The 12,782-nt window shown below is 70.7% G+C and carries 13 protein-coding genes; 9 read left to right on the top strand and 4 right to left on the bottom strand.

What is annotated here, in order from left to right; translation table 11 throughout:
* Positions 1 to 206 precede the first annotated feature (206 nt).
* Entirely contained in the window at positions 207 to 1,202 is a 996-nt protein-coding gene (locus ACIA8L_RS49770; protein ID WP_395916272.1) for a hypothetical protein, read from the bottom strand.
* Between the two features lie 149 nt (positions 1,203 to 1,351).
* Between ACIA8L_RS49770 and ACIA8L_RS49765 the strand changes: the two genes are divergently transcribed.
* Positions 1,352 to 3,433: a S9 family peptidase gene (locus tag ACIA8L_RS49765; RefSeq protein ID WP_395916270.1), complete on the top strand. Its 2,082-nt coding sequence runs from the start codon at positions 1,352 to 1,354 to the stop codon at positions 3,431 to 3,433.
* On the opposite strand, the gene ACIA8L_RS49760 is transcribed toward ACIA8L_RS49765, so the two are convergent.
* The gene (locus tag ACIA8L_RS49760) at positions 3,367 to 3,954 is read right to left on the bottom strand and encodes a GNAT family N-acetyltransferase (protein WP_395916385.1); all 588 of its coding nucleotides are present in this window, start codon (positions 3,952 to 3,954) and stop codon (positions 3,367 to 3,369) included. The genes ACIA8L_RS49765 and ACIA8L_RS49760 overlap by 67 nt on opposite strands.
* A 59-nt stretch (positions 3,955 to 4,013) precedes the next feature.
* Here ACIA8L_RS49760 and ACIA8L_RS49755 point away from each other — a divergent pair, with 59 nt between their 5' ends.
* The 8 genes from ACIA8L_RS49755 (at position 4,014) to ACIA8L_RS49720 (ending at position 11,057) form a co-directional block, all read left to right on the top strand.
* Positions 4,014 to 4,259 (top strand): acyl carrier protein, encoded by a 246-nt coding sequence (locus ACIA8L_RS49755; protein ID WP_395916268.1) that lies wholly within the window; start codon positions 4,014 to 4,016, stop codon positions 4,257 to 4,259.
* Positions 4,243 to 4,983, top strand: a complete 741-nt coding sequence (locus tag ACIA8L_RS49750) for an SDR family NAD(P)-dependent oxidoreductase (RefSeq protein WP_395916266.1) — start codon at positions 4,243 to 4,245, stop codon at positions 4,981 to 4,983. Before ACIA8L_RS49755 ends, ACIA8L_RS49750 begins: the two co-directional genes overlap by 17 nt.
* Positions 4,980 to 6,332, top strand: a complete 1,353-nt coding sequence (locus tag ACIA8L_RS49745; protein WP_395916264.1) for an AMP-binding protein — start codon at positions 4,980 to 4,982, stop codon at positions 6,330 to 6,332. Before ACIA8L_RS49750 ends, ACIA8L_RS49745 begins: the two co-directional genes overlap by 4 nt.
* A complete protein-coding gene (locus tag ACIA8L_RS49740) occupies positions 6,329 to 7,378 on the top strand; it encodes an acyl-protein synthetase (protein WP_395916262.1) in 1,050 nt (349 codons plus the stop codon). The genes ACIA8L_RS49745 and ACIA8L_RS49740 overlap by 4 nt, the downstream gene beginning before the upstream one ends.
* Positions 7,375 to 8,628 (top strand): acyl-CoA reductase, encoded by a 1,254-nt coding sequence (locus tag ACIA8L_RS49735; protein ID WP_395916260.1) that lies wholly within the window; start codon positions 7,375 to 7,377, stop codon positions 8,626 to 8,628. Before ACIA8L_RS49740 ends, ACIA8L_RS49735 begins: the two co-directional genes overlap by 4 nt.
* A gap of 16 nt (positions 8,629 to 8,644) precedes the next feature.
* Positions 8,645 to 9,574, top strand: a complete 930-nt coding sequence (locus ACIA8L_RS49730) for a glycosyltransferase family 2 protein (protein ID WP_395916258.1) — start codon at positions 8,645 to 8,647, stop codon at positions 9,572 to 9,574.
* Positions 9,575 to 9,808: 234 nt separating this feature from the next.
* Complete coding sequence (locus ACIA8L_RS49725) at positions 9,809 to 10,378, top strand: hypothetical protein (RefSeq protein ID WP_395916256.1); 570 nt, start codon at positions 9,809 to 9,811, stop codon at positions 10,376 to 10,378.
* Between the two features lie 10 nt (positions 10,379 to 10,388).
* Positions 10,389 to 11,057, top strand: a complete 669-nt coding sequence (locus tag ACIA8L_RS49720) for a trimeric intracellular cation channel family protein (protein WP_395916254.1) — start codon at positions 10,389 to 10,391, stop codon at positions 11,055 to 11,057.
* A 456-nt stretch (positions 11,058 to 11,513) separates the two neighbouring features.
* Here the strand turns inward: ACIA8L_RS49720 and ACIA8L_RS49715 are convergent, their stop codons facing one another.
* Together ACIA8L_RS49715 and ACIA8L_RS49710 are read right to left on the bottom strand one after the other, a co-directional pair.
* On the bottom strand, positions 11,514 to 11,933 hold the full coding sequence (locus ACIA8L_RS49715) for a hypothetical protein (RefSeq protein ID WP_395916252.1): 420 nt from the start codon (positions 11,931 to 11,933) through the stop codon (positions 11,514 to 11,516).
* A 90-nt stretch (positions 11,934 to 12,023) separates the two neighbouring features.
* Positions 12,024 to 12,782 (bottom strand): 2-phosphosulfolactate phosphatase, encoded by a 759-nt coding sequence (locus ACIA8L_RS49710; protein ID WP_395916250.1) that lies wholly within the window; start codon positions 12,780 to 12,782, stop codon positions 12,024 to 12,026.

Here is a 12,782-nt window from a genome sequence, read left to right as displayed (position 1 = left end):
ACTCGCCGCGGCCACTGTGGACGTGGGGAAGACCGGTCGCTGGGTTTCGCGGCAGCCTGGACGAGGACGACATGATCCAGGCTTTCCCAATGACACGCTCGAATAAGGTCGAGCGCCGGTCGGATGCACATGGTGCACCAACCGACACCGAACATGTGTTCGAAAGCCTATGGTGTCGGACGCCCGGCCGCAAGCCCGCCGGCCGACTACGACAGTCGCAGGACCTGCTTCAGGAAGGCCGCGCGGTCAGTGGCGGCGGCGGCGAACGCGGCCAGGTCGTGGCCGGTCGGGTAGTCCTTGCGCTGCTTGGCCCCGGCGACGGCGGTGGTCAGCTCGGCCCGCTCGGCCTCGGGCACGACGGTGTCCTGCTGGCCGAACTGGAGCAGGACCGAGCGCTTGCCGCCGGCGGCGACGTAGGGGCCGGCGTCGAAGCGGGACAGCGAGTCCAGGTAGGCGTGCCAGTCCGTTGGCACCTTCTGCTTGACCATCCACCGGGAGAACCGGCTGGAGCCACTGGCCAGCACCGCGCCGGTGATCCGGGACTCGAGGCCGAGCAGGACCGCGCCGAGCGCCGCGCCGGAGTGGTGCCCGGCGTAGCCGACCCGGGTCCCGTCCGCGTCGCTGCGCCGGATGAGCAGGTCGAACGCGCGGCGCTGGGCGACGACGGCGCCGGCCAGCACCTTGGCGTCGGCGGCCGGGTCGCCGGTCGGCTTGATGGGCAGGCTGGGGATCATGACGAGGGCCTTCATCTTGGCGATCGCCGTGGCCTCGGCCAGGAGCTTGTCGCGGTCGCCGTCGGGGCCGGTGCCCATGACGATCGCCGGCATCCGCAGCGTGTCGCCGGGGATGTCGGCGCTCACGACGTAGGCCGGGATCTCATCGTTGCCGCGCGTGTCGGAGTAGGTGATGTCCTCGAGGATCACCCCGTCGCCGGTGCGCTTGTCGGTGAGCTGCGCGTTGAGCGTGGAGCCCTTGTCGTAGTTGTAGAGCTTCTTGAGCTCCGCGAGCGCGACGGGCGGCGGGACATACCCCGAGGGGTCGAACGTCGACGCCGCCTGCGGCTCGGTGCTCGGCGAGGCTGAACCCCCCGCCGCGGACCCACTCCCCGCAGGTGGTGTCGTCGACGACCCCTCGGAGCACGCCTGGACCAGCATTGCTGCCAGCCCGGTCACCCCGATGTGCAACACCCCACGACGCCGCACCGGCATCCCTCCGTGGTCTCGCCCGAACTACGAGACCCTGACGGTACCGGCGTCGCTCTCTCTGAATGGACAGACCTCCAAATGACGCGCCTGGTTGCGTCCTTCCGAGAACAGGTATCCGGCGGTTGAGGTAAGTAGAGTCTGGTCGTGTGACGACCGAACAGCCGCCCGCGGCCAAACGGGTCCCGCACGAGCGGGTCCACCACGGCGACACCGTGGCCGACGAATACTTCTGGCTCCAGGATCGCGACGACCCGGACACGGTCGCCTACCTGGAGGCCGAGAACGCGTTCACGGCCGCGGCGACCGCGCACCTGGAGCCGCTGCGCGAGACGCTGTTCAACGAGATCAAGTCGCGGACCAAGGAGAGCGACCTCTCGGTCCCGACCCGCAAGGGCGGCTATTGGTACTACACCCGCACCGAAGAAGGCCGCCAGTACGGCATCCACTGCCGGGTCCGCGCCGCCGAGGGCCGCACCGCTCCCCCGGAGATCGGCGACGGCACACCGCTGCCCGGCGAGGAGATCCTGCTCGACGGCAACCTGCTCGCCGGCGACTCGGAGTACTTTGCGCTCGGCACGTCCGACCTGAGCGTCGACGGCAATCTGCTGGCCTACAGCACCGACCTCTCCGGCGACGAGCGCTTCACGCTGAGGATCCGCGACCTGCGCACCGGCGCCGACCTCCCGGACGTCATCGAGAACGTGTTCTACGGCTCGGCCTGGTCGGCGGACGGCTCGACGCTGTTCTACACGACGGTCGACGAGGCCTGGCGGCCGTATCGCGTCTGGCGGCATGCGGTGGGCACGGACGGTACCAATGAAGACGCCATTGTCTTTGAGGAGCCGGACGAGCGCTTCTGGGTCGGCGTCGAACTGACCCGCTCGGAGCGCTTCCTGCTGATCGACGTCACCTCCAAGGTCACGAGCGAGGTGCTGGTCATCCCGGCCGACGAGCCGCTGACCCGGCCGCGCTCGATCGCGCCGCGGCGGCAGGGCGTCGAGTATTCCGTCGAGCACCACGGCCACCGCTTCCTGATCCTGCACAACGACGGCGCCGAGGACTTCGCGCTGTCCTACACGTCGGTCGACGCCCCGGGCGGCTGGACCAGCCTCATCGAGCACGAGCCGGGCACGCGGCTGCTGCAGGTCGACGCGTTCAGCGGGCACCTGGTCGTCTCGCTGCGCCGGGACGGGCTGACCGGCATCCGGGTGGTGCCGCTGCAGGGTTCGGCGCCGTATGACATCACCTTTCCCGAGCCGCTGTACTCGGTGGGGCCGGAGAACAACCTCGAGTACGACACCACGTCCTTCCGCCTGCACTACAACTCGATGGTCACCCCGGACTCGGTGTTCGACTGCAACCTCGACAGCGGCGAGCTGACGCTGCGCAAGCAGAAGCCCGTGCTCGGCGGCTTCGACGCGACCCGCTACGAGCAGTTCCGCGAGTGGGCGGTCGCCGACGACGGCACCCGGGTGCCGATCTCGATCGTGGCCCGCAAGGGCACCCCGCGCGACGGCTCCGCCCCGGCGATCCTGTACGGCTACGGCTCCTACGAGTCCTCGACGGACCCGTGGTTCTCGATCCCGCGGCTGTCCCTGCTCGACCGCGGCGTCATCTTCGCCATCGCCCACATCCGCGGCGGCGGGGAGATGGGCCGGCGCTGGTATGAAGAGGGCAAGCTGCTGGCCAAGAAGAACACGTTCACCGACTTCATCGCCTGCGCCCAGCACATGGTGAAGGCCGGCTGGAGCGCGCCGGACCGCCTGGTGGCCCGCGGCGGCTCGGCCGGCGGCCTGCTCATGGGCGCGGTGGCCAACCTGGCCCCCGACGCGTTCGGCGGGATCGTGGCCCAGGTGCCGTTCGTCGACGCGCTCAACACGATCCTCGACCCGTCGCTGCCGCTGACGGTGACGGAGTGGGAGGAGTGGGGCAACCCGCTGGCCGACGCCGAGGTCTACGCGTACATGAAGTCGTACACCCCGTACGAGAACCTGGCCGCGGTGCAGTACCCGCCGATCCTGGCCGTGACCAGCCTCAACGACACCAGGGTCCTGTCACACGAGCCGGCCAAGTGGGTGGCCCGCCTCCGTGCGCTCTCCCCGTCGACGAAGGTCCTGCTCAAGACCGAGATGGGCGCCGGGCACGGCGGGCGGAGCGGCCGTTACGACGCGTGGCGCGAGGAGGCGTTCGTCGCGGCCTGGCTGCTCGACCAGGTCGGCAAGGCCTGACGATCGCTGGGGAGGTCCGCCCTTGCGGGCCTCTCCAGCTCCGTCCACACCACGAGCTGGTCGGCGCCGTCGACCTGAACGGTGTATCGCCGCGACGGAATCTCGATGAAGCCGAAGCGCTTGTGCAGGGCGATGACCGGCTTGTTCCAGGCCAGGGTGCGGCCCCCGAACGCACGCAGACCCATCTCCTCGAAGGCGTAGGAGACGGCCGCTTTTTCCAGCTCCATCCAGGCCGGAAGGAGTTCGCCGCGGGCTTCCAGACCGTCGACGTCAAGGAAGAAGCCCCATTCGGCGGTACCGCCAAAAGGATCGTGGTCGTTGAAAGTGACGACTCCGGAGTCATTGCCGCGGTAGTCGAAGATGAGCACGCGCCGGGCCGGGTCGGACTGGACGTTGCTCCACCACTGGGCGTGGCCTTCCGGCGTGATGTACGCCGTGTGAATGCTCGCGCCCCGCGTCTTGGGATGGTTGCGCCAGGTGCGAATCATCTCCACGTCGGACTCGCGCGCCGCACGTAGCACCCCGGGACCTCCTAGGTCGTTGAACCCAGTGTTCGTCCCGTACAACGATAGGACCGCCGATGAGCAACCTCGACCGCCTCCGCGTCGCGTTCCGTACGGCGCTGGGACTGCCGGAGGACCTCGACGTCGACCGGCTGGAGTACCGCGGCATCGAGCAGTGGGACTCCCTCGCCCACCTGCAGCTGGTCGCCGAGATCGAGGACGCCTTCGACGTCATGATCGACACCGATGAGGTCATCGACCTGAGCTCGTTCGACAAGGCCGTCGAGATCCTGGGGAAGCACGACGTTGCGCTCGCCCACTGAGGCCGCGCGGGTCGCGCTGGTCACCGGCTCCTCCCGCGGCATCGGCCGGGCCATCGCGGCCGCACTCGCCGACGACGGCTACGAACTCGTGCTGCACGGCCGCGAGGAGGGTTCGGCCAAAGCCACGGCCGAGGCGATTCCCGGCGACCACCTGCTCGTGCACGGCGACGTGAGCCGGCCCGAGGACGTGGCCGCCATGGTGCGGGCCGTCTTCGAGCGCCACCGCCGCCTCGACGCGCTGGTCGTCAACGCCGGCGTGCACGAGGCCGGGCTGCTCGGGATGATGGGCGCCGAGGCGGTGGACCGGCTGTTCGCGGTCAACGCGGCCGGCGCCGCACACACCCTGCAGGCGGCGGTCAAGCTGCTTCGGCGCGGTACCGCCCCCGCCGTTGTGCTGCTGGCCTCCGTCATGGGCACCTCCGGGGCCCCCGGCCAGGCCGTCTACGGCGCGGCCAAGGCGGCCGTCGCCGGACTCGCGCGGGCCGCCGCCAAGGAGCTCGGGCCCGCCGGCATCCGGGTCAACGCGGTCGCACCGGGGTTCGTCGAGACCGACATGCTGGCCTCGCTCGACGCGGCCGGCCGGGCCGAACGGATCGCCGCGACCCCGCTGCGCCGCCTGGGCCGCCCGGAGGAGGTGGCCGACGTGGTCGCGTTCCTGCTCTCGACGCAGGCCCGGTTCGTCACCGGCCAGGTGATCGGCGTCGACGGCGGGGTGGTCGTGTGACCGCGCTGCTGCACCCGAACGCCCGAGTCATCGACGCCGCCACCGGGGACGTGGTGCGGGACCTGGTCCGGCCCGCGCTGTTCGACGGCGTGCCGCCGGGCGTGGTGTTCCTGCGCATGCCGACCGGCGTCGAGTCCGTGGTCCGCTATGTGACCGCGTTCGAGACCGGCCGGCCGGTGGCGCTGCTCGACCCCGGGCTCTCTGACGAGACGCTGCTGGAGTTCGTCGACCGGTTCGAGCCCGCCGCGGTCCTCGGGCCCCTGGGCGACGAGGTCCCGAAGCGCTATCAGCTGGTCGGCGGCGCCTGGGTGCGCGAGGCCCCGTCGGAGACCGCGCCGCACCCGGACCTGGCCGTGCTACTGGCCACCTCCGGCTCGACCGGCGACCCGAAGCTCGTCCGGCTCTCCCGCCGCGCCGTCCTGGCCAACGCCGACTCGATCATCGAGGCGCTCGGCATCACCGGGGCCGAGGTGGCGATCAGCGCGCTGCCGTTCTACTACAGCTACGGCATGTCGGTGCTCAACACCCACCTGGCCGCCGGAGCCACCCTCGTCGTCGAGGCCGAGGGGCTGCTCGGGCGTGGCTTCTGGCCCGCCATCGACGAGTTCGGAGTGACGTCGCTGGCGCTCGTTCCCTCGCAGTACGAGATGCTGGTCCGCTTGCGCTTCAACCCGGGCCGCCACCCGGCGCTGCGCACGCTCACCCAGGCCGGTGGCCGGCTGCGCCCGGAGCTCGTGCGCGACTTCCACGAGCGGATGGCGTCCGTCGATGGCCGGCTGTTCGTCATGTACGGCCAGACGGAGGCGGCCCCGCGCCTCACCACGCTCCCGGCCGGGCGGCTCGGGGAGAAGCTCGGCTCGGTCGGTCCGGCGGTCCCGGGCGGGCGGCTGAGCATCCGGCTCGCGGACGGTACCGAGACGACCGCGCCGGATGTCTCCGGTGAGGTGCTGTATCGCGGCCCCAACGTCATGCTCGGCTACGCGGAAACCGCCGCCGACCTGGCGCACGGCGATGTCGCCGGTGGCCTGCTCGTCACCGGGGATCTGGGCCATCTCGACAGTGATGGATTCCTGTTCCTGGAAGGCCGGCTCAAACGGTTCGGCAAGGTCTTCGGGGTCCGGCTCAACCTGGACGATGTTGAACGGATGCTGCCGGTTCCGGCGGCTGCGGTTGCTTTTGATGACGGAATTTTGGTCTTTGTTTTGGAGGGGGAGCCCTTTGTGCTGCGGCGCTCCCTTGCCGACCGGCTCAAACTGCACTGGACCGGTTTTGACGTGCGCTCCGTCGACGCCTTCCCGCTGCTGAGCAACGGCAAGGTCGACTACCGGGCGCTGGAGGCCATGCGATGAGCGTGTTCACGTTGTCGGGCCTCGAGCGCGAGGCCCGGCTACTGCCGCGGCTCGTCGAGCTGACCGAGCGGCACCGGGCCCGCAGCGCCGCCTACGCCAACATCCTCGCCGCCACCGGACATGTCGCCGGCCGCAGTTACCGCGACACCGCCGAGCTGCCGTGGCTGCCGGTCCGGCTGTTCAAGACCCAGACCCTCAAGAGCATCCCCGACGAGGAAGTCTTCAAGGTCCTGACGTCCAGCGGCACCACCGGCGACGTGAGCCGCATCTACCTGGACAAGGCGGCGGCGGCCGCGCAGACCCGGATGCTCGGCCAGACCCTACAGACCGTGCTCGGGCCGCGCCGGCTGCCGATGCTCATCGTCGACACCAAGTCCGTCATCAAGGACCGCCGCTCGTTCAGCGCCCGGGGCGCCGGCGTGCTGGGCATGGCCACCTTCGGGCGCGACCACGTCTGGGCCCTGAACGAGGACGGGCGGCCCGACGTGGAGGCGGTCCGGGCCTTCCTGGCCGCACACGGGGACCGGCCGTTCCTGATCTTCGGATTCACCTTCATGGTTTGGTTGTACCTGTATGAGCTCGCCCGGTTCTCCTCGCTGGACCTGTCCAACGGCATCCTGATCCACTCCGGCGGGTGGAAGAAGCTCGCCGATCGCCGGGTCGGCAACGCCGAGTTCCGGCGCGCCTTCCGGGTCGATACCGGGCTCACGCGCATCCACAACTTCTACGGGATGGTGGAGCAGATCGGGGTCGTGTACCTCGAGGGGCCGGACGGGGACTCCTTGTACTGCCCCGATTTCGCGGACATCGTGATCCGGGACCCCTCGACCTGGGAGCCTTTGCCGCCCGGTCGCCCCGGCCTGGTCTCGGTCTTGTCGACGCTGCCCGAGTCCTACCCCGGCCATGTGCTGCTGACCGAGGACCTCGGCGTGGTCCACGGCGTTGACGACGGGGCCTGGCCGGGGAAGCGGTTCTCGATTCTCGGGCGACTGCCGCGGGCCGAGGCCCGTGGGTGCAGCGACACGTTTGTGGGTGCATCGGTATGACGGTCTCGGTCTCGGCGCCCTTTGGGGTGAAATTTCCGCATTTTTCGGTACCGGTCGGCCTTGACGATCTCCTGGGGGAGGTCGCGGCCGAGCCGCCCGGGGGTCGCCTCGTGGTCGGGGACGAGCGGGTGCGCGACTTCCTGGCCGCGTTCTCCCGCCGGCTGCTGCGGCCCGATCTGGCCCGGCGTTATCCGGAGCTGGGCTCGCTCGGCTTCTTCCTGCGCAAGGGCGAGCTGGCCCGGGCCGTGGCCCGGCTCGGCGACGGGGTGGCCGGTCAGCGCCGGGCGCCCCGCGGCCTCGTGCTGCACTTCCCGCCCGCGAACGTGGACACCATCTTCGTGTACAGCTGGGCCCTCTCGGCTCTGGCCGGCAACCACAACATCGTCCGGATCTCCGGCCGCTCGGCCGGTGCGGCCACGGCGGTGCTGGACGCGCTCAACGACGTGCTCGCCGACGCCGACCCGGCGATCGCGCAGACCCAGCGCATGGTGACCTACGAGCGCGACGACACGCTGACCGCGGCCCTGAGCGCGGCCTGCGACCTGCGGGTGCTGTGGGGCGGGGACGCCTCCGTCGCCGCGCTGCGCCGCCACCCGGTCCGGCCGCTCGCCCGGGAGCTGGCGTTCCCGGACCGCAGCTCGTTCGCCGCGATCTCGGTCGCGGGCTGGCGCACGGCCACCGCTCAGGAGCGGCGGGCCGCGGTGGCCGGGTTCGCCAACGACCTGTACTGGTTCGACCAGGCCGCCTGCTCGTCGCCGCGCAACCTCTGCTGGGTCGGGGACGCCGCTTCGGTCCCGGAGGCGCGGGCCGAGTTCACCGGCCTGCTCGCCGAGGAGATCTCGCTGCGCGGCTGGACCGTCGACCCGGCGATGGCGGTCGAGAAGTACGTGGCCACCTACGGCCTGGCCGCCACCGGCGCCGCCACCCGCATCTCGTTCGCCGGCAACGCCCTCGCCGAGGTCGACCTGGCCGGCCTGGGCGCATTGCAGCGCGGCTGGCTCGGCGCCGGCACCGTCTGCCATGTCACGGTCGGCTCGCTGGCCGAGCTCGCCCCGGCCGTGCAGCGCAAAGACCAGACCCTCGCGCAGTTCGGGTTCACCCGCGCCGAGCTCGACGACTTCGTCACGCTCGTCGCCGGCCGCGGCCTGGACCGGATCGTGCCGTTCGGCCAGGCCCTGACGTTCGCGGGCGTCTGGGACGGCCTCGACCTGCTGCACGAGTTCACCCGCATCATCACGATCGCCGCCTGATCTCTGGAGTCCTCGCGTGTCCGTCTCCGTTGTCGTCCCCTGCTACCGCTCGGCGAGCATCCTGCCCCGCCTGGTGGAGCGGCTCAACGCGGTGCTACCGGCGATCGACCCGGTCCACGAGATCATTCTGGTGGTCGACAGTACCGACGCCACCTGGGACGCGGCCCGGGCACTGGCCGCCGACCACCCCCACGTGCAGGCGATCCGGATGGCCCGCAACTACGGCCAGCACAACGCCCTCATCGCCGGCATCCGCGCCGCCTCGTGCGAGCGGATCATCACGATGGACGACGACCTGCAGCACCCGCCGGAGGAGCTGCCGAAGCTGGTGGCGGCCCTGACGGACGACCTGGACGTGGTCTACGCCGTCTCGGAGGCCGAGGAGCACGGCTTCCTGCGCAACCTGACGTCGTGGGGCGCGAAGAACCTGGTCATGGGCCGCACCATGGGCATACCCAACGCCGACGTCCTCGGCGCGCTGCGCATCTTCCGCACCTTCCTGCGGGCCGGCTTCGACCAGGTCAGCGGCCCGCACGTGTCGGTCGACATCGTGCTGTCGTGGACGACGACCCGCGTCGGCTCGGTCGTCGTCCGGATGGAGCAGCGCACCGAGGGCCGGTCCGGGTTCACGTTCAAGTCGCTGATGAAGCACGCGGTGAACATGATCCTCGGGTACTCGACCAAGCCTTTGCGGCTGGTGACGTACCTCGGTTTTTTGATCGGCGTCTGCGGGGTACTGCTCACACTCCGCCTCGTGTGGCTGTACTTCACGGGCGACACGAAGGTCGCGGGTTTCACGACGCTGGCTTCGCTGGTCACGATCTTCTCGTCGGCGCAGATGATCGGGATCGGGGTGCTGGGGGAGTACCTGGGCCGGGTGCACGCCCACGGGATGGGCCGCCCGACGTATGTGGTTCGCGAGCACTTCCTGAAGCGGGAAGGGTAGTTATCCACAGGCCGAGGTTCCTGCTTGTGACCCCGGCCCGCCGCGCGGAACCTGGATTCCGTGATGCTGCAAGGCTTTGCGGTGCTCGTGTTGGTGCTCGGTCTCGCCTCCGCCTGTTCGCCCGCTCCCGTCACGGCCGGTTGTTCGCCGGCCACGCCGCCGGTGCGCTTGGGCTCGCCGGCCGCGCCTTCGGCGCGCTTGGGTTCGCCGGCATTGGCCGGTCCGGGTCTCGTCGTGGCCGAGCGGGGCTTCGCGCGGGTCGGGCGGTCGTCGTTCAGCCTGGGCGCGATCGTGTCCAACTCCTCGTCGCGGGCCGCATATCGCACGACGGTGTTGTTCCGGCTGCTCGACTCGGCCGGCGCGGTGATCTTCGCGTTCGACGAGCGGACGCTGCCGATGGTGTTGCCCGGCGCGCGATTACCCGCCGGAGTGGCCATCGACCTTCCGCCCGACCGCGTCGTGCCGGTCGCCGGCGTGTCCGTCGAGCTGGGCGGCACGCACTGGGTGGACGTGGAGCCGGACAACCGCCTGTTCCGCCGCTACGACACCCTGGCGGAGGCGAGCGATGGCGGCCAGCTCCGGCTGCCGGCCGACATGGGCTCGCAGCCGTGCGCGGGCCTGTCCGCGTCCGCGGCCGCCTTGGTCTACCGCGACGCGTCGGGCTCGGTGGTCGGCGGCGAGGAGGTCGCCTACACGGGCTCCTACTGCGCCGGCTCCCACTTCGGTGACGTGCTGAACGCGTTATATGTCCCCTTGGAGGCGGACCGGGCCAGGACCTTGATCGCCGTCTACTGCGACACCTGACACTGGTGCGATGTCGAGTCACACCGCGCTGGTCGTCCTGGAGCACGTCGGCATCTTCGTGTTCGCCATCTCCGGCGCCTTGACGGCCATCCAGAAGGGCTTCGACGCCGTCGGCATCCTGGTCCTGGCCGAGGTGACCGCCCTCGGCGGCGGCGTGCTGCGCGACCTGATCATCGGCGACAACCCGCCCGCCGCCTTCCGGCAGACCGCCTACCTGCTGGTCCCGCTGGCGGCCGCGACGGTCGCCTTCTTCGCCCACCCGGTCGTGGCCCGCCTCAACTTCACAATGCTGCTGTTCGACGCGGCCGGCCTGGCCCTGTTCTGCGTGACGGGCACGCTGAAGGCGCTCGACTTCGGCCTGGGCTCGGTCCAGGCCGCGCTGTTGGGCGTGACGACAGCGGTCGGCGGCGGCCTGCTCCGCGACATCATCGCCCGCGAGACACCGATCCTGATGCAGAAGGACACGGACCTGTACTCGATCCCGGCGATGGTCGGCACAGCCGCGGTAGCCGCCGCCCACCGAGCCGACCTGCCGATGGCGGTAGCCGCCCCAACCGCCGTGGCCTTCGTCTTCACCTTCCGCGTAGTAGCCATGCTCCGCCACTGGACCGCCCCCCAAGCCTGGCCCCACCCCCACGACCACCGCCGCCCCAACTCACCCACTGCACCTCACGACTGACCGATCCACGCACCACGACGCCTGCTAACCATCATGATCACGGTCAAGAGGAATGAGCGCCTCAAGGCGTCCCCCGCGCGTGCCGTGTCGGATGCCGAACGTCGCGAGCGGGATTCGCGCCAGCGCGCCCGGCCGAGCCGCACGATGGCTGAGGTGTTCCACATCGCCGTAGGTTCGACTCCCACGCCTCCGCACAGCACCAGCCAAACGTCCGCTGACCAGCTCAAAAGCAACTTAGCCGGCGCCTCACACGGTCGCGCGACCATCCTGGCAAGTCTGGGTGAGACTCACCGCGAGCCGTGCTTCGGCAAGCCCTCCGGAAAGTGGCGCACGAGTCCGACGCAGGCCAGCCTCTTGGACCGATCCGCCGCACGGCGCGGAGCGTTTGCGCGGGCTTCGCGGCCAATCGGACTTTCTACAGGGCGAGGTCGCTCGCTTGGGAGAGTTGGACCCTGGTCAGGCTGCTCGCCAGCGGGCTCTGTCTTCGCCGGCCTTCAGGGTGCACCGCATTGGCTTGCCGGTGCTGGTCACGCCCATGGCGCCCACCGGCGAGCAGAACGCGCCCGGTGTGACGGTCTTCGGGCCGGCCGGTGCGGTCGTCTTCGGAGGCGGCGGGGGTTTCTGCGTTGTCTGCTTCGGTGTCGCGGTCGTTGTCTTCGGCGCTGCGGCGGTCGTCGGGGCGGGTGCGACGATGGTCGGCGGGTCGGTGATCGCGGGGGCGGCGGTTGGGGGTGCCGGGCTGGCGGGCTCGCTCGACGACGTTGACGGGGCCGGGGAGGCCAGGAGACCGGTAGGTGTCGCCGGAGCTGCGGCGGGTCCGCAGGCGGTCAGGGCTAGCAGCGTGAGCGCGGCCGCGGCGAGGTGACGGATGGGCATTCGCTGATCGTGGCCCCGGTCGCAGCCGGAAACCTTCAGCCGGGCGGACGGTTTGCGATGGCTGGGAGCTTGACCATTCGGAGCGGAACGTCAGGCGGGGGCGAAGGATTCGCCGTCGGTCATGATCGGGACTGTGTGGGAGGCGCCGGACTGGGTGGCCAGGCGGACGTCGTCCGCGTAGCCGTGCTGGATCAGTTCCTGGCCGCTCACACACCGCCGCACCGCCGCCGGTACGTTGCGGACCGCGGCCAGGGCGGCCAGCGAGACGGCGGCCTCCACGGACAGGGGTGAGCCGAGCATCGAGAGACCGTCCAGCACTGCGGCGGCGCCCAGCAGGTCCTCGACGCAGGGTCGCAGCGTGCCGTCCGGCCAGAGTTCGCCGGCCGCCACCACGCCCACCGCCGACGTCGGCGTGCCGTGGCCGTGGGCGTGGAGCCACCGGGCCACGGCGGGGGCGTTGCGGAGGCAGGCGGCTACTACCGGCACGCCGGTGGACGCTGCGGCCGAGCAGATGGTGGCGCCGTTCGGGGAGGGCAGGACCAGCTGGTCGACCAGCGGGGCCGACTGCAGGGCCGCCGGTGACAGGCTCCACGGCTGGGTCGGCGAAACCTGCTGGCGGCCCACGGCCACCGCTGCCCCCAGCCGGGTGGCGTAGTCGGCGGCCTGGTCGCTCCACGGGAACGGGTGGACGCGGATGCCGCGGGAGACGGCTATGTCCACCGCGGTGGAGAAGGACAGGATGTCCACCACGACCAGGACCGAGCAGACGCGGGACAGTTCGGCTGCGCCTGCTGGGCCCCAGTCGAAGCGGGCGCCCGAGCCGGGCTGACTGTAGACGGCCTCGGCCAT

This window comes from Dactylosporangium sp. NPDC051541 (genome assembly GCF_044454505.1).
Classification (GTDB): domain Bacteria; phylum Actinomycetota; class Actinomycetes; order Mycobacteriales; family Micromonosporaceae; genus Dactylosporangium.
Note: the sequence above shows the minus strand (reverse complement) of the source record. Positions and strands in the feature narration are given on the sequence as shown.

What these genes read in the sequence shown, in the direction of transcription:
- ACIA8L_RS49735 (WP_395916260.1), top strand. Translation starts at nt 7,375, where the DNA reads ATGACGGTCTCGGTCTCGGCGCCCTTTGGGGTGAAATTTCCGCATTTT.
- ACIA8L_RS49740 (WP_395916262.1), top strand. Translation starts at nt 6,329, where the DNA reads ATGAGCGTGTTCACGTTGTCGGGCCTCGAGCGCGAGGCCCGGCTACTG.
- ACIA8L_RS49715 (WP_395916252.1), bottom strand. Translation starts at nt 11,933, where the DNA reads ATGCCCATCCGTCACCTCGCCGCGGCCGCGCTCACGCTGCTAGCCCTG.
- ACIA8L_RS49710 (WP_395916250.1), bottom strand. Translation starts at nt 12,782, where the DNA reads ATGGCCGAGGCCGTCTACAGTCAGCCCGGCTCGGGCGCCCGCTTCGAC.
- ACIA8L_RS49720 (WP_395916254.1), top strand. Translation starts at nt 10,389, where the DNA reads ATGTCGAGTCACACCGCGCTGGTCGTCCTGGAGCACGTCGGCATCTTC.
- ACIA8L_RS49755 (WP_395916268.1), top strand. Translation starts at nt 4,014, where the DNA reads ATGAGCAACCTCGACCGCCTCCGCGTCGCGTTCCGTACGGCGCTGGGA.